This is a genomic window from Bradyrhizobium sp. UFLA05-153, assembly GCF_054185185.1.
Genome location: NZ_JBBIAM010000110.1, coordinates 1 through 15,067, shown reverse-complemented (window position 1 = coordinate 15,067; position 15,067 = coordinate 1). Strand labels below are relative to the sequence as shown.

Below are 15,067 nucleotides of genomic sequence, written 5' to 3'. Positions count from 1 at the left end.
CCTTGGAACGCGGTTTCGGTCAGGAATGCGATGGTACGCCTCGGCTTCCAGACAACAAGGAGCGTGTTATGACGCATCCCCGCGAGGGTGACCGGCACGGCTTGCCGCTCCGCCGCCATTAGGCCGCTTACCAAACATTGCTGCGCGCAAAAGCAGACTCCCGGGCCATCCCTCTAAACCGGTCCCACCTCTGGCTGTGATGCTTTTTCGGCTTTAGCGATGCCGCCGGCGCCCTTACCGGGGCGATGCCATCGCGCGATGCCGATGCCATTGCTTCCTCACCCTCGGCCCGTTCGCTTCCGACTTCGCGGCGCGGCCAGGAAAAATCATCGGCGCGGCCGGGGGGCGGCGTCAGCGCTTCGCCCTTGATCAGCGTGCGAGCGGCGAGCGCATCGACTGCGGCCGGGCGCGTTCCCGGCCCGCCGAGCAATTGATCGGTGCTGACGGAGGAGGCGACCAGCGGCAGGATTGGTCCTGCGAGGGGCCGCGGCGCGGGCTGACCGGGAACTGCATTGGCATCGGGCGTCGCAGGCTCGGTCGGCAAGGCGATCGGCGCCGAACGCGCGGCGAGCAGCCGCGTGATTTCGCGCTCGACATAATGCGCGAGCTTGCGTGCGCCCGGTTTGGTGAAATAGACGCCGTCATAGGAGCGCAACTGGCGGATCTGGCCTTCGAAGTCGGGACCCTTCTGCAGGAAGCCGCCGGCTTCGTCGACAAATCCATCCCAGACATCGACATAGGTGATGCCGGTCTTGGCGGCCACATCGCGATAGAGCGAATCCAGGAACAGCGTGTCGGCGGTCGCCTTGGGGCCACGTACCACCGGCAGACCGACCCACAGCACCGGCACGCCTTTGGATTTCAGCACGCCGATCATCTCTTCAATCTTTTTTTTGTAGAGCTCGACCCAGCGTTCCTCACGAAATTCGTAGATCCCGTTCGGCGAGCGTGTGCTCTTCGCCGGCGCGATGGCCGGCGGCGCGCCATTGTCGGTGACGTCATCCGGCGACAATTCGGTATCGACCGGCTTGTCATCCGGCTTTGCGGCGGCGTTTGTACCGCCATTCGGTTTGGCGCTCGGTTTTCCGTCCGCAGGCTTGGCGTCCGGTTTGGCTTTGGCGTCCTTCTTGTCGGTCTTTTTGTCCGACGACGTGCTGTCGGATTTCTCAGTCGGCGGCTCGCGGATCGCGACACGGTCGTCGAGCCCGAGCATGACGACAATGGCGTCTGGGTTTTCGGTGGCAAGAATGCCTTTTGCGGCGGCGGTCCAGTCGGCCGGATCGCCCCTGGGCTGGTATTTGATCAGGCCGGAGGTGTTTTTCGCCTTTCGGATCACGCCCATGTCTGGCTGTTCGGCATAGGCGTCTTCAAGACCATAGGCGAGCCAGTCCGCCATGGCGTCACCGAGCACAAGAATGTGGCGCTCCGGTATAGTATCGCGTTTCTCGGGCGGCGGCGCCCTTGAAAAATCCTCGCGCACGGGCGGTAGTGTTTGCCGCCGAGGCTGGGGCGCCTGCGGCTGGAACGGCTGAAACGTGTCACCACCAAACCAGCCGCCACCGAACCCGCCGCCACCGCGTTGTGGCTGCGGCCGCTGCTGAAATCCGCCGAAATTGAAGAACTGCGCCGAGGTGGGTCCGACAATGCCGAGCAGCATTCCCGCTGCGATGGCTAGCGCAATCAGCGGGCCTCTCTCGGTAAACATGAGCAGCTTTCTTGGCATGCTCTTGGACCGCACAAGAACTTGCCCCGACACAAACTAGCACTCAGGCTCTATGACGAGTCTCAGATTACCGTGAAGTGCGTTACCGTCACTGCGGACCAAACGAAGCAACAGCCTAGGTCCGCTTCGGGGTTGGCACTTGGGTAACTCAGGATGGGAGCACACCATTCTCCTTCGAGGGACCTTCAACATCGTAAGTCTTGTGCGCTTCGAGCATGTGTTGATCGAGAACAACGAAGCCCCAACAATCCCGATCCAGGCTATCCCGCCGACGACCCAAAATCGAAATAAATGAAATAAACCTCGCGCCCAATTCAAGGTCGTGACGGTTCGTCGTGGCCTTAGAGAGGATTCGGATGCAGCGCGAGAACGCCACTTCGCGGCCCATCCCGAGGATCGGGGCGCGAATATCGTTATCTTTCATTTTTTCGATGATGAGGAAACGGCCGAGGAGAGCCGAGATTGTGGCCCGCCGGCTGGGCCGGCGCACAAGCAATCCTAAAGACCGCGGCCATTCCGACGGGTTGCTCGAGCCCACACAGGACGCCGCTGGGATGATTTCGATTGGTTTCGATGGCCTCCGGCGCATGCGTTGCCGTCGGCCACCGAGGTGAACGCGAGCGCCAGCACGGCTTGCCGGACGAGGCGCTGATGACGTTGTTCACGTCCGGTGCGCTTCTTCCCAACTGCCTCATGAGAGGCAGTTGGAGGCGAGGCAGGACGAAGCCAAGGCGACAGAAGTTAGAACGTGAGAACCGCAACTGCCATCATGATCGTCGAGATGACGCCTATCGAGACGACGAGCGAAGCGCTGAAACAAACGGCGATCCAATGGGCGCTGCGGGCGATCCGGTATGAGGTCGCTGATCAGCAATGGCTCGATAACGTCATGCGTTATTTGGAAAGTCAGCGTCCACGATAGAGTTATTCCCGGCCAAGTTGAAAACTGCTAAGAACGCCCAAGCAGTAGACGACATCTGGCGTGCCTATGAACTTGGGATCTCACCTTTGACCAAGCCAGAAGCTAAATCTTCGATCTTGCTGGCGGAATTGGAACGCCGAGCTGGGCAAGACCCGGTCTTACAACGTCTCCTCCGGGACGGGGGTCGACCTACCGTTGAAGACTACATCGACGTGAATTGAAAATGCGCTGTTCGAGATACGGATACCCGGCATTGCGGGCGTCGCCTAGCGTTGGCGACGGCTGGGCTGGCCCCTGAAAGGCGAGCATGCGTCTATTCCAAGCCTCGCAAGCGAGCCGGTCGGCTACCCTGCGCGCCTCAGTTGCGCGCTCCGCTGATGCGCGGACCGAGCCGCCATAGATGGTCTCTCGTGATTTTGTGCTCATGACTTCATGAAAGGGCGGTCTTGACCGGTAAGCAAATTATCAATGCCTTGAGGACTTCGACGGCGGTGAGCTACAGCGCCTTGTGGGTGTGGAAAGCCTCACCGCTTGGTGTCGTCGCCAGACCTCATTCTGGTGAGAACGGACGCGGCGTACGCCTCTCGCTCCCGGATGAAGCGCTGCTGGTTCGCCTTGAAGCTCTCGACCCTCTTCCTGATCTCCTCGCGCTCGGGGCCGCCCCAGTCAATCGGGTCGAGCCCTATGCGCTGGACGGTCTCCCTTGGCTGGGGACGAGGTTGCTCAACGCTATCGTTGAGAGTTCTTGTGAGCGCCCTCGTCTCAGCGATGAGCGCGGCGAGGTCGGCTTTCCAATCACTCATGATGATACCCCCGTGCCGAATGTCGCAGCCTACTGGGCTAGGAGATGCGCTGTCACTTCGATATCCACACCTATCCACAACGGCGGTTACCCAGCGACGACAATCCGCGTCCACTTGACACGCGACGTAAGAGAAAACCCCGTGCGAGATGTCGTGTGACGACTGGTTATTTTCGCTAGGCAGCGCAAGGCGATCACCAATTCGAAAGGCGCAGGTGAGAGCCCGGGCTTTTTCTTGCGACGACTAGCACTGGCAAGCACACGTTCGATTTCCGGCGCGCCGGGGCTATCCCAGCCGCCTCGGCTCAGAAGGCCGCTGTGTGGGCTTCTGACGGGCTCGTAAGGGATGGCTGGCAGTCTATCCGAAGCGTGGCTCTGCTGAGTCGCCAGTGCTCGCCATTCATAAACAAATCGCAACAAAGCGCTTGAGGCTCCACGGGGCCAAAATTCGTCGGCCCGATCCGCGCGCATAGTGCCCCGCGCAAAAATTTCAGAATTTCATCGCTCATTACCCTTGAGCCGCGAAGCGGCCTGTGAGCCGCGCGCGGCGCGTTCAAGACCGAGCTAGGCGCCGAACGCCGAACCGCTTAAACCGCCTTGCGGTGATGCAGCCGATCAATCTCAGCGGCGGTGAAGATCCGATCGCCGATTGCGGCGCTCTTTCGCGGTTCGGGCAGATTGTCCAGCGCGACCACTGCATCGCCCAGCGTTGGGCAATCGATCGTCTCGTCGCCGTCTATGAGCGTCGCTGGCTGATTTGCGTCGGCATAGATTTTATCTTCTTTGCCGCTCATGTATTGCCCCTGATTTGATGGTAGCTACGTGGTGGTATGGCGATTTCTGAGATTAGCGATTTGGGCCAAGTACCTGATTTGATCGGTACAGGTGGGTGGAATTTCAGAGGGCCATACCATGCGCATCGGTCAAGCGGGCTCGGATGATCGGAATTCGGTCAAGAATGCTTCCTTGACGGCCAGGCCCTTACTAGCCAAGTGAACAGACAATTCCAGGAATTCCGCACGTGACCAAATCCGAATTCGGAACAAAACGCATTTGTCCGACCACGGGCAAGAAGTTTTACGATCTGAACAAGAATCCGGTGATCTCGCCCTATACCGGCGAGGTCGTTCCGATCGCTCCTGTTGCGCCGCCGCGTTGGCGCGTTGGCGCCGTGCCGCCGCGCGCCGCTCCCGTGCCAACAGCAGAAGCCGCGCCAGAGCCGATGGAGGCCGAGGAGTTGGTGTCGCTCGAGGAAGCCGATGCCGAGGAGGATACCGGCAAGGTGAAGTCTGTCGTTCCCGAGTCCGAGGACGATATCGAAATCGACGAGACCATCGAAGATGATCGTGATGATGAAGAGTCGACCATCATTGCCGACGAGGAAGAACGCGACGAGGACGTCACCGACATCATCGGCGACGTCAGGGGCGACGAGGAGACTTGAGATAGACCCTATCCATGCGCATCGTGTCGTCTGTCGCGCGAAAGCTGGGGCTGCATTTGGAGCGTGTACTTATAAACACGTGAGTGTCAACTTTCGGGTAGCCGACATGCTCAGGCTGGGCTGATGTCTGCAACTGTGCAGGTTTTCAACCGCCGGCTAGCACGACCTTTCGACGCGCTCCGACGACCGGCGGCTGAAAAGCGCCAAGGCAGGAAATCGCGTCGGGAGATAGCGCAGTGGCGGTGCCGCAGGGCTATGGGGATTTAGCTGCGGTGTGAGAGTGAAGAATGGTTGTGCGGCGCGGCCGCAGTGATTGGGTTTGTTGTGAGTGTCAGGTGAAGACGCAAGGGAGCGGTGGCTGGCTGCGGGGTTGGCAACTGGAGTGGGAGTGCCAAACCTTCTTGCCGTCGGCAGGTGGCGCTTCGAATGAACGAGGCCCGTGCAGTCGGATCAACAATGACAGCGACCAACAACATCTCGACACATCCAAGGGACGATGCCGGGGCGACCTTCTGCACCTCCGTCGCACTCGTTGAAGGTCGTTACCGGGCCTCTCGCGCCAAGGTTGTCACGAGTGACTTTTCTGCCACGCCTAACCCATTGACAGCACATACGCCGCCAACCTTCTTTCCCCAAATAGCAACATCCATGCCATATCGCGCAAGTTGTGCACGCGTTTGAGCCTCGCGATCGTCGAAGAGCATCGGCCCTGAATCTCGCCCGTTGCTCGGGCGTGGCAGCGGCTCGTTCAATCCGGCTTCTATGAGGTCGCACGCCCGACCGAGCGCGCGGCTCGCGCCTGCCCCGCGACCTCACAGAACCCTCAAGATTCCCAAATCAGTGCGTTTCTGATTCACCATGCTGGCTGGGCGGAGGCCAGCATGGATGGGCAAGCCTTATTCTCTGGATCTTCGCAAGCGTGTCGTGGCCGCGAACGAGGGCGGGATGTCCCGCAATCAGGCCGCCAAGCAGTTCGAAGTTGCGATCAGCACGGCAATCGGTTGGATGCAGCGGGTCGAGGAGACCGGCAGCGTTGCTCCGGGCCAGATGGGCGGTCACAAGCCAAAGGCGGTTTCGGGAGACCACGCAGTCTGGCTCTCGCAACGGATCAAGGACGGCGATTTCACCATACGCGGGCTCGTTGCCGAGCTTGCCGAACGCGGCCTGAAGGTCGATTACCACTCGGTGTGGGACTTCGTGCATGCCGAGAAGCTCAGCTTCAAAAAAACCATCTCGGACAGCGTCCGCCTGTGGGCGTAGAAACGGCTGATGTCTATCCTCGTGACGGAAGGGAGCGGCCGACGGCTTTTTGGTGCGAGTTAGCCCGCAAAAAAACATGGTCCATGGGTTGTTGCGCACGTGAGAGTGGTGACGCCGTCAGGCGATCCCGTTTAGGAAATTGATCATCAGCGCAGCCCAGCCCTTCCGTTCCCAACGGGAGGATTGGCAATGGGTCGGAACAAATCGAAGAACAAGGACCACCGCACGATGTCGGTGGTGCATCCAAATGCAGCCGCGATCGACGTCGGGGCCACGATGCATATGGCCGCCGTGAATGCAGATCGCACGCCTGAGCCGGTACGCAGCTTCGGTACCTTCACAACTGATCTGCCTCGGCTGGTTGACTGGTTTGCAGAGTGCGGCGTCGACACACGTCATGGAGTCGACCAGCGTCTATTGGATCCCGATCTTTGAGCTCCTCGACGCTCGTGGCTTTGCGGTGTTCCTAGTCAATGCGCGCGATGCCAAGCACGTGCCCGGACGCAAGACGGACGTCAGTGATGCGCAGTGGCTGCAGCGGCTTCACTCCTTCGGTTTGCTGCGCGCAAGCTTTCGGCCCAAAGGTCAGATCGCCGAATTGCGTGCCTACCTGCGTCAACGTGAGCGTCTGCTGGAGTATGGGGCATCTCATATTCAACACATGCAGAAGGCGTTAACTGAAATGAACGTGCAGCTCCATCACGTCGTCACCGATATTACCGGTTCGACCGGGCTACGGATTATCCGCGCGATCCTTGCCGGCGAGCGCGATCCGGCCGTGCTGGCGCGCATGCGGGATCGGCGTTGCCACGCCACTGTCGAGACGATCGAGAAAGCGCTGGCAGGTAACTACCGCATTGAGCACCTGTTCATCCTCGAACAGGCACCCGCTCTCTACGACACGTTGTCTGCGACGCCATCGGTGAAGTCCTGACGGCATTCACCTCAGAAGAATGCGCGAACTACCTCAAAAACTCAGGCTATCGAACCTAATGCCTCACGCTTTAGCGGTCGATGGGACCCAAATGTCGATTTTTTTGCGCTACGATTGGTCAAAAATCGACATGGCGGTCCTCATCGCACACCCTCCTTCAACACCCAGCGCCGGTTCCGCTCGTCATAGCTGTAGATCGCCGGGTCTGGCTTGCGCGTGCTCCCGCTTGCCTTCCATTCGTCCAGCGTGATGACGCGCTTCCGTCCGGGATGCGACGGATCGCTGCGGCGATAAGGCGAGATATGCGCGATCGGCTCGATGGTCGGGGGAATCTTCATCTGCGACCCCCAGGATCCGACTTCGGCATGCCTGCACTTCTGCCGGCCTCGATCGCCCGGTGGATGCGCACAGCCGCATCTGAAACGAGCGCGTACGCGAGGGGGCCGTCGTACAGGTACAGCGAATCCCATTTCCTCTTCATTAGCATATTCCCTGCATGAAAGTCAGTGCGGCAGTGATTGCGCTGCCAAAAATCGCGCCCCTCGCCCAGGCAAAGCAGCCAGGACTTTCGGCGACGCCGGGCCGAAACAAGATGTCAACGCCGCCGGAGTTGTGGATAAGCTACCGCCTCAGGTGCCCTCGCGGCGCCGCCAGACTCCGCGGCGCGCGGAAGATCAATCGCGAATCGAATAGGTTGCCCATCTCTGGAGGGAAGCCAGAATGACCGGGGACCAGGCGCGGAGGCTCATAGTCAGCGACAAAGTCTTCTGGGTTGGCAGCGCAGCCACCGAGAAAGGCGTGGTCGTAGCGGTTAATCGCTTTGCTGTCAGGATCAAGTGGGGCGATGGCAGGATCACGGAGCCATTCTTCAATGACATGTGCAAGATCGAGATGGCCCCGGCGAACGCGCCTGCCTCGGCGCGGTAACCCCCCAAGTGGGCCGCCCGAGAAAAATCCCGCGCGAAAAAAGGCCCCGGCGGTGAAGCCGGGGCCGTTCGCTACGCCAAAGTCCGGTACTATAAGGAATGGCACGGCGAGGGTCGACAGCCATGAAGCGGCGCCATCGACGACGCCGAAAGCGCAACTAAAGGAGGACCGATGTCGAGACGAAGCAAACGGATGCGCAAGCGCACGAAACAGCGGCTGGCGGCGCACGCCAGACGGCTGAGGCGGTAACCGGAAAACCCGGCGCGAAGGCCGGGCCCATGACCGATGGGTTCAAAATCGTTACGCCTCTGTTCCGCAACTTGCGCCAGCTTGACCCCAGCCGCGGCGGCCAGAGTAAGTCTCAGGAGGCGCGATACCGCCTGCTATCGCCTAACATTTAGGTGTAGGCTGCGCTGGGACAAAGGAAGTGTGGCGATGATGCTCAGGGAGAACTACGTCGCCAAGCAACGACGGATCGGCGAGCGTCTAAGCCGAGCCATGGTCAAGGCCCACATGGATCGCAGCGAGCTCGCCGAGCTGACAGGCTACAGCGAAGCACAGATCAAAAGCTGGGAGCTTGGCCGCTCGGTGCTCTACCCGGCTGAGCTGATCAAGCTGTGCCATGCGCTCGACGTGAAGCCGGAGTGGCTGCTGTGCTGGGAGCGGCGCCTTCAGTGATCTGTCATGCAAACAGCGACGCTCCCACGTCCGTGATAGGGTCTCGGAATTTCATTCCGCCTTGGGCTCCATGTGCACAGCATAGACATGCTGCTCCACGTCCGCGACGCCGATCGCTGCTCCGCAAAAGCAACGTGCGCGGCCATCTGCAACTTGCGTCGGTAGCTTGAGGCCCGCCTCCCACATGGCTTCCTTCCACGCGTGGAACGCGCGGCTGCGGCGGTATTCCTCGAAATCGGCCTCAGTGCGTTTGGCGAGGAAATAGCGCCATGCGATCTCGAACGCCCCGCGAGCCTGGTCGAAGGTTTCGGCGATGCCCCTTGCGTGTTGTCCCGGATGGCTGCCCGGATAGAAGCCGCAAGCCCACTGCCAGCTAGGCGTGCCGGTCGGGCTGCCGACCCGCTCAGAGATCGTGCCGACGCGGACGTCGCCGTAATAGATGTGCCAGGTCTCTTGCGGGGTGTCGGGATCGCGGCGGCGGGTAAGAGCGGGCATGGCCCATGATTCCGCGGCTCGAGCCGGCTGTCAGCAAGAGAAAAGCCTTCATAACGGGCAAGAATTGCTAGTCTTCGAACAATGGCCATGTGTCGCCAGTGGCTAAGCATCCTACTTCGTCGGAGGCATAGCAGCCGAAAGGCTTCCCGGATCAATGCTAAGATAGACAAGTGCGTGAAGAGTAGCTGTAGCCGCGAGAAGGCTGAGCACGACGATGAGCGTGAGTTTGATGGTGAGCGCCCGCATTTTTGCCATCCCTGTTTTACGGCCGCTTAGCCACTGAACGCGGCGATTCCAAGAAGGAGTGGCTTCTTCAGTTCGGCTCGTTGACCCGTAATAATTCGAGACCGTGGTTTCACCAGCGGCCGAGCAAAGCGGGGGCAAATGGCGGACGCAAAAACGTATCAGGCAACCGTAGCTTCTTCACAGCTCGGTGATCCTGTTCTGGTTCGTGTGATCGCCATCCAATGCCCCCTACTGCTCTGCAAATTTTATTGTTGAGACCGGCCACCTGCCTTCGTGACCGTTGATAGAAATTCGCAGGCCATGGAGCTCATCAAGCCACATATTCTCTACTGTCCCGGCTTTTCCATCGGTCAGGATGACGGCTTTACTGATCAGCTCAGTTTGAGCCTTGTTGTATTCGGCAAGGATTGTGCAGGCTCGTGCTTCGACAGATGGCATGGATGGCTCGGTTAGGTTGAATGTTTCGGGGGGCGGGTCGCACATGAAAGCGTGAAACTCGTGACCGATACGCGGCAAAGGGATGTCCGTGGAACCCGGAGCGGGACGCCCTCCCCTTGTCACTTGATGGTCGGACCGCGCGTGCTATGCAGGCGATGGAGGGGAAAGGCGCCAGCGAGCTGACAAGCGGTATCGATACCGTCCGGCAGATCATGCGGGCGCTCGAGGCCGCGGGAGTCGAATTGCTGAATGAAGGACGGCCGGGCGTCAGGCTGCGGGCCAAATGAGCTACGGCGCTATCTGGGTAATGGCCTGTTTCCGACATCAGTGGCCTAATTTGAAGAATGCAGTGGCCTAATTCGAATCTGAGGCAACAAAGCCGTGAAAGGTTTATTGTCTCTCCATCACCGGCCGAGGCTCTGCCCGTGGGCGTCGGTGGCTGAGAGGCTGCGCTCCCGCCTGCAAAGGACAAGGGAAGCCGATGGAATATCGCGGCGTCGAATACGAGGTCGTTCAAACTATCACGAATATATGGCGATGGTCGGTTAAGCGCGAAGATGGTAGCAAGATGGGGATAGTGCTGGACCGCGACACTGCGATGCAACGCGCTGAGCGGTTCATTGACGAGCTAATCAAGGCCAGTTCGAAGCCCAAAAAGTAAGGCCGTCTCAGTTGGCGGCCTCTTTTCATCACAAGCCCTTTCCCTCGTCATCTTCGCCAAAATCAAAGGCGGTCTGAGTTGGGCCGCTAAAACGCGGATAGCCCATGCGGGCATAGGCGCGCCCGTTCGTCCGGTATAGCGGGCTACTCTCCATGACTCAGGGAAGGCCGCTGGTGCGTTTTGATGATTTTAGGCGCGCGACGTTCTAACGAATCCAGAGGTTCCCAGGCCCGCGCAAGCGAAAGAACCCCCACGAGCACGGCATCAATCAGGTCGCGACGTCCAGACGCGCTTCCGGCCCCGCTAGGAATCGATAATTTGCCAGCCGGTCTGGGCGCCGCTTTGATGGCGCCATGCCCATCCTGGTACTGTCCGTATTTAAGCCTCCGTGTCCTAATCTAATTTGAATCCCGGAGTGTCCTAAATTCGTTTTCGTGCGTTATCGCGGCGCCATGCCCGAGGCTGACGCCGATAGATTTCGTAATGAAGCCGAGAAGTGCCGCGAGCACGCGGCTAAGGCGATCAGCCAGCTTGACAGTGAGGCTTGGCTACGCCCCGCCGCTGACTGGATGAAGCTGGCGCAAGAAGCCGAGAAGAAGCGACAATCTATAAGGTAAGGCCGCCCTCAGTTGGCGGCCCGCTGGCTTGACCGGCAGCTTGGCGGCGGCAGTTTGACAGAGTCATTGCTGCACCGCGTTAGGAAACATCCGGAATTTCCCCGTGCTAAGCGGCGTCGCAACATTGGCGCCCCATGGGGAGACACATCCTATTCAAATGTCCGCAGGTCGGCATGAACGTGCAGCATTGGCTGCCAGATGAGCCGACCGACGAAGCGGTCAAGGATGAATATCTTCAAGTCCTCTGTCCTGCTTGCACCCGCCTTCATTTTATCAACAGGAAGACCGGCAAATTGCTAGGCGAGGAGTAAGGGCGCCTCAGGTGGCGGGCTCTTTCGACCAGCGGCGCTTCGCCGGGTGTCGGGAGTTCGATCCTCTCCACCGCCGGCCCCTACGCAAACATCCGGAATTTCTCCAACGCCAGCCGCGCATCATATGAGAGGTTCAAAAGGGGCGCGTTTTCCCGGAACCACTTATGCGGCCCAGAGCGGCTCGACGGGAGATGGTCAATGAGCGATGGCGTCATGCGGGTGCGGGACATCAGCTCGGACATTCGCGAATTGATGGACTTGTTGGCTAAACTGTTCGACACCGCGAAACAGCTTCCGCCGGGATCGGAGCGAGCGCAGGCTATGGAAGAGATATCGGGCTATCAGCGCCGTCTGAGTGCGCTTATCAAGCGTAATGAAAAATCACGAGCCAAGCCGTAAATTGGTCCCGAGGAAAATCTACTCCCGTCGATTAGCAAGCGGCAGTGGCCGTTTTAGCGGCACACGCATGGCGACTTCCTCAAAACGATCAACGGCGTGAACTATAAAGCTTTTGGCTCACAAAATGAGATTATCGTAGCCGAAGCAACGGACGAAGTGCTCCAAGACCACGGAGAAGCGGCCGTCCAGCAAAGGGGGAGCGAGAAGTATGATGCGGGGCAAGTAAACAACGTCGTCGCCACCAAGGCGTTGGCACACAAGCTGGCGCGCGCCAGCTATCATATCCTGAAGGAGGGCAAGCCGTTCGAGGTAACGCGCTGCTTTGCCTGACGGACGACGACGATCCGGCGAGCCACGTACGGTGACTGGGGCAACAACCAGCTGCACTGAATTGGACGCCGGATCGCCGTCACCAGCCGCGGTGACAGCGGATCGCCCGAACCGTAAGCCATCCGGAGATTGGCGCCGGCTCGCCGGCAGCCACGGTTCTGTGAAACTCTTTTGGATACGGGGCGGTACCAACGTTCTTCTGGGGCGGCCATGCCGCCAGGGCACCAGGCCTCACTCGGGCCGATGCTTGATCCTAATGGGTGTCTGGCACGATCCGCACGATGCGGACGCAGCCATCGACCGAAGAAACGGGCGCGGTTCGAGCACGGCAGCTGAAGCCGACGAATGAAGAACTTGGCAGCTGGCGCTGCCAAAAAAAAATTACGCTGCCCTTGACGACCGGCCGGCTAATGGGTGTCACCGTATATCGTGACAGCTATCCGAAGGCTTCAGCCACTTCGTCACCTCCATAGCTGCTCCGGTTGCTTCCGGCTGGAGCGTTTCGCCGGGTGGGACTTGCACCCACTGGAAAGCGCCGCCTTCTCACGGCGCACGCCATGAGCCGACGTTTCTGCACCTGCAATTTCGCGGCATGCATCGGATCGCTCAACGCATCCCCATCGGGTTCCCGCCATCGGCGACAACCGTTTGCCCGGTTACGCTTTCCATTCGGCAATAGCCGACAACCATCTGGGCGATGTCATCAGCACTCCCGGTTCGTCCAAGGACTGATTGAGCGCGAGCCATTTGCTTCATTGCCTCCGGCAACCGCTCGGCCATGCGCGTTCCTTCAACTAATCCAGGCGCTACGCAGTTAACGGTTACATCCGGCGCTAATGCGACTGCCAAACAGTGTGTGAGATGGATCAATGCGGCCTTGCTAGCCGCGTACGCGATGCTGCTGCTACTCGGAGCGATTCCGGCAATTGAAGCGATGTTTACGATACGACCGGCTTTGTGCCGCCGAAGTTCAGTTGCGAAAGCCCGTGAGAGCAGAAACGGTCCGCGAAGGTTTGTTTCGAGAACCCGATCCCAAATCACCGGTGTCAGTGCATTAAGCTCACCGAACGGTATGCCAATGTTCCAGCCCGCATTGTTGACGAGAATGTCAAGCCGCCCAAAATGACCGAGTAGAGATTCGACGCATCCATCGATCGATTTGGGATCTCGTTGGTCGAGCTGAAAGGCGTGGCTGCGCCGACCAGTCTTTCGCAACGTCTCGACCAGCTCACCGGCACGCTCAGCCTCACCTACATAGGAAACCGCAACATCCGCGCCAGACGCAGCAAGAGCCTCGGCAATCGCTGTTCCAATACCGCCTGAGCCTCCGGTTACCAATGCGACCTTTCCATTAAGATCCATGGCATCTCCAGGTGTGGATGAGCAGCAATGCTCAGCGACCAAGCATACATGTTTCGACCTAGTCCGCCATGGCGAAGTCACGCATGCGAGAGGCAAAGCCGACATTGCAAAGTGATCGGCGCATGTCCGCGCTACCCCCTAACAGCAGGCATTCATCGGGGACGATGATCGCGTCAGCTTCGGACCACATCCGCACTCACGCACCGCGCAAGGTCGTTGGTACGAATCGATGTTCCAAAAGAAATCAAGCACACGGCTTTGCTGATGCTTAATACTTTGCAGCATTGTCGGAAAACTTGCGTTCGAAGTCACCGCGCTGGCCCCAATCGAAATCATATAGTGCGACTCAGGGCACCACTTGTTCATACATGACGCCGCGACAGTCCACCTCAAATTCAAGACCCGTGACCGGCGGCCGATTGAAATGCCAGGTCAGCCCCGATCGGGCAGCACCCCGCCGAACGATCTCGTCCGCAAGGAAGGGGTAAAAGTCATGCACCGTATAGACCTGCGTTGCGGTCGTGTCGGCCCAGCTGACGCCGAGCGCCTGCATACGCTTTTCCATTTGGCCGAGGGCGGAGATGGCCTTTTCTCGCATGGCGTCGGCGCTCGTCTCGCCGTGGCGAATGATGTCTTCGCTGCCGGAAATGACGAAGGATGAGGCGGCCTCGCTCGCCGGCACGGTGAACGAAAACGCATGGAAGGATGGCTCGCCCGGCGGATCAATCTCCGGACAGACATTGATACGCGCGACTGGATTGATCGTGCCGTCAAAAAGCTTCCAGCGCGAAAGCGTCGTCACGTAGTGTTTGTTGAACTCGGTGAAGCCCCGTTCGGAGAACGGCGCGGGGGACCTTAGTTCGCACGCGCAGAAGGCGGCGGTTGGCCGGCCGTACTCGCTCAAGATCACCTCGATACGGCGAAAACCTTGCGCAAGCGGAACAGGTGTCATGAAGCGAATGCGCATGATCTGATAGCCTGGCGAGGCCACAACTCCTCCCGAATATTGGAAGACGCCGGGAATGAAACGATATCCACCAGGGGAAAAGTCGGCGGTCTGCATCGTGTGTTCCTCAAGTCGCGCACGCAAACCCGCGACGTTTGGATATCGCGCAATCTTAACGGATGCGGGTCAGTCGTTCGAGGACTATGTATTGCGGGATAATCTCGAGCGCTTGGGCCGGCAAGCAACGAATTGAGCTATGTCCGAGAATGGGATGGTCCGGCCGTGCTCCAGCCCTGCCAGCGAGCCAAACTGGCAAGAGCACCGAAGACAAAGGAGCATGCCATGTCCCAGACACTCAACAGCAAGATCGCCGTGATTGGCATCGATATCGGCAAGAATTCGTTCCACATCGTCGGCCAAGATCAGCGCGGAGCCCTGGTGTTGCGCCAGAAGTGGTCGCGTGGCCAGGTGGAAGCGCGGCTTGCCAACCTGCCGCCGTGCCTCATCGGCATGGAGGCCTGCACCGGGGCGCACCATCTCAGTCGCAAACTTCAGGCGCTTGGTCACGACGC

The 15,067-nt window shown here is 59.5% G+C and carries 16 protein-coding genes and 4 pseudogenes; 10 read left to right on the top strand and 10 right to left on the bottom strand.

Translation table 11 applies throughout. From position 1 onward, the window contains the following. Positions 1 to 127 precede the first annotated feature (127 nt). Both Q2941_RS40000 and Q2941_RS39995 read right to left on the bottom strand, forming a co-directional pair. On the bottom strand, positions 128 to 1,723 hold the full coding sequence (locus Q2941_RS40000; RefSeq protein WP_458195926.1) for an SGNH/GDSL hydrolase family protein: 1,596 nt from the start codon (positions 1,721 to 1,723) through the stop codon (positions 128 to 130). A gap of 148 nt (positions 1,724 to 1,871) precedes the next feature. Next, complete coding sequence (locus Q2941_RS39995) at positions 1,872 to 2,213, bottom strand: hypothetical protein (protein ID WP_458195925.1); 342 nt, start codon at positions 2,211 to 2,213, stop codon at positions 1,872 to 1,874. A 279-nt stretch (positions 2,214 to 2,492) separates the two neighbouring features. On the opposite strand from Q2941_RS39995, the gene Q2941_RS39990 reads away from it, so the two are divergent. Then, entirely contained in the window at positions 2,493 to 2,645 is a 153-nt protein-coding gene (locus Q2941_RS39990) for a hypothetical protein (RefSeq protein WP_458195924.1), read from the top strand. 225 nt (positions 2,646 to 2,870) lie between these two features. Here Q2941_RS39990 and Q2941_RS39985 read toward each other — a convergent pair. From Q2941_RS39985 to Q2941_RS39975, 3 genes and pseudogenes are all read right to left on the bottom strand, one after another. Then, a pseudogene (locus Q2941_RS39985) lies at positions 2,871 to 3,071 on the bottom strand (hypothetical protein); the annotation flags it as partial. 98 nt (positions 3,072 to 3,169) lie between these two features. After that, positions 3,170 to 3,448, bottom strand: coding sequence for a hypothetical protein (locus Q2941_RS39980; RefSeq protein ID WP_458195923.1), 279 nt, complete (start codon positions 3,446 to 3,448; stop codon positions 3,170 to 3,172). 586 nt (positions 3,449 to 4,034) lie between these two features. Then, positions 4,035 to 4,241: a hypothetical protein gene (locus Q2941_RS39975; RefSeq protein ID WP_458195922.1), complete on the bottom strand. Its 207-nt coding sequence runs from the start codon at positions 4,239 to 4,241 to the stop codon at positions 4,035 to 4,037. A 227-nt stretch (positions 4,242 to 4,468) separates the two neighbouring features. Between Q2941_RS39975 and Q2941_RS39970 the strand changes: the two genes are divergently transcribed. The 3 genes and pseudogenes from Q2941_RS39970 to Q2941_RS39960 all read left to right on the top strand — a co-directional run. Further along, complete coding sequence (locus tag Q2941_RS39970) at positions 4,469 to 4,891, top strand: TIGR02300 family protein (protein ID WP_458195921.1); 423 nt, start codon at positions 4,469 to 4,471, stop codon at positions 4,889 to 4,891. 885 nt (positions 4,892 to 5,776) lie between these two features. Further along, a pseudogene (locus Q2941_RS39965) lies at positions 5,777 to 6,124 on the top strand (IS630 transposase-related protein); the annotation flags it as partial. Positions 6,125 to 6,340: 216 nt separating this feature from the next. After that, a pseudogene (locus tag Q2941_RS39960) lies at positions 6,341 to 7,055 on the top strand (IS110 family transposase); the annotation flags it as partial. A gap of 170 nt (positions 7,056 to 7,225) precedes the next feature. Here the strand turns inward: Q2941_RS39960 and Q2941_RS39955 are convergent. After that, a complete protein-coding gene (locus Q2941_RS39955; RefSeq protein WP_458195920.1) occupies positions 7,226 to 7,423 on the bottom strand; it encodes a hypothetical protein in 198 nt (65 codons plus the stop codon). Between the two features lie 382 nt (positions 7,424 to 7,805). Between Q2941_RS39955 and Q2941_RS39950 the strand changes: the two genes are divergently transcribed. Next, positions 7,806 to 8,012, top strand: a complete 207-nt coding sequence (locus tag Q2941_RS39950) for a hypothetical protein (RefSeq protein WP_458195919.1) — start codon at positions 7,806 to 7,808, stop codon at positions 8,010 to 8,012. Between the two features lie 435 nt (positions 8,013 to 8,447). Further along, positions 8,448 to 8,690: a helix-turn-helix domain-containing protein gene (locus Q2941_RS39945; RefSeq protein WP_458195918.1), complete on the top strand. Its 243-nt coding sequence runs from the start codon at positions 8,448 to 8,450 to the stop codon at positions 8,688 to 8,690. Between the two features lie 51 nt (positions 8,691 to 8,741). Here Q2941_RS39945 and Q2941_RS39940 read toward each other — a convergent pair whose 3' ends face one another. Together Q2941_RS39940 and Q2941_RS39935 are read right to left on the bottom strand one after the other, a co-directional pair. After that, positions 8,742 to 9,185 carry a hypothetical protein gene (locus tag Q2941_RS39940; protein WP_458195917.1) on the bottom strand — a complete coding sequence of 148 codons (444 nt, stop codon included), beginning with the start codon at positions 9,183 to 9,185 and terminating at the stop codon, positions 8,742 to 8,744. A 474-nt stretch (positions 9,186 to 9,659) separates the two neighbouring features. Further along, positions 9,660 to 9,869 carry a PRC-barrel domain-containing protein gene (locus Q2941_RS39935; protein ID WP_458195916.1) on the bottom strand — a complete coding sequence of 70 codons (210 nt, stop codon included), beginning with the start codon at positions 9,867 to 9,869 and terminating at the stop codon, positions 9,660 to 9,662. A 146-nt stretch (positions 9,870 to 10,015) separates the two neighbouring features. Between Q2941_RS39935 and Q2941_RS39930 the strand changes: the two genes are divergently transcribed. The 3 genes from Q2941_RS39930 (at position 10,016) to Q2941_RS39920 (ending at position 12,187) form a co-directional block, all read left to right on the top strand. Beyond that, positions 10,016 to 10,156 carry a hypothetical protein gene (locus Q2941_RS39930; RefSeq protein ID WP_458195915.1) on the top strand — a complete coding sequence of 47 codons (141 nt, stop codon included), beginning with the start codon at positions 10,016 to 10,018 and terminating at the stop codon, positions 10,154 to 10,156. Between the two features lie 1,500 nt (positions 10,157 to 11,656). Beyond that, positions 11,657 to 11,857: a hypothetical protein gene (locus Q2941_RS39925; RefSeq protein WP_458195914.1), complete on the top strand. Its 201-nt coding sequence runs from the start codon at positions 11,657 to 11,659 to the stop codon at positions 11,855 to 11,857. Positions 11,858 to 11,953: 96 nt separating this feature from the next. Next, positions 11,954 to 12,187, top strand: a complete 234-nt coding sequence (locus Q2941_RS39920) for a hypothetical protein (RefSeq protein ID WP_458195913.1) — start codon at positions 11,954 to 11,956, stop codon at positions 12,185 to 12,187. 606 nt (positions 12,188 to 12,793) lie between these two features. On the opposite strand, the gene Q2941_RS39915 is transcribed toward Q2941_RS39920, so the two are convergent. Both Q2941_RS39915 and cnbZ read right to left on the bottom strand, forming a co-directional pair. Then, the gene (locus Q2941_RS39915; protein WP_458195912.1) at positions 12,794 to 13,549 is read right to left on the bottom strand and encodes an SDR family NAD(P)-dependent oxidoreductase; all 756 of its coding nucleotides are present in this window, start codon (positions 13,547 to 13,549) and stop codon (positions 12,794 to 12,796) included. Between the two features lie 346 nt (positions 13,550 to 13,895). Next, the gene (gene cnbZ, locus Q2941_RS39910; RefSeq protein WP_458195911.1) at positions 13,896 to 14,612 is read right to left on the bottom strand and encodes a 2-amino-5-chloromuconate deaminase CnbZ; all 717 of its coding nucleotides are present in this window, start codon (positions 14,610 to 14,612) and stop codon (positions 13,896 to 13,898) included. A gap of 225 nt (positions 14,613 to 14,837) precedes the next feature. Between cnbZ and Q2941_RS39905 the strand changes: the two are divergent. Beyond that, positions 14,838 to 15,067, top strand: a pseudogene (locus Q2941_RS39905) (IS110 family transposase); the annotation flags it as partial.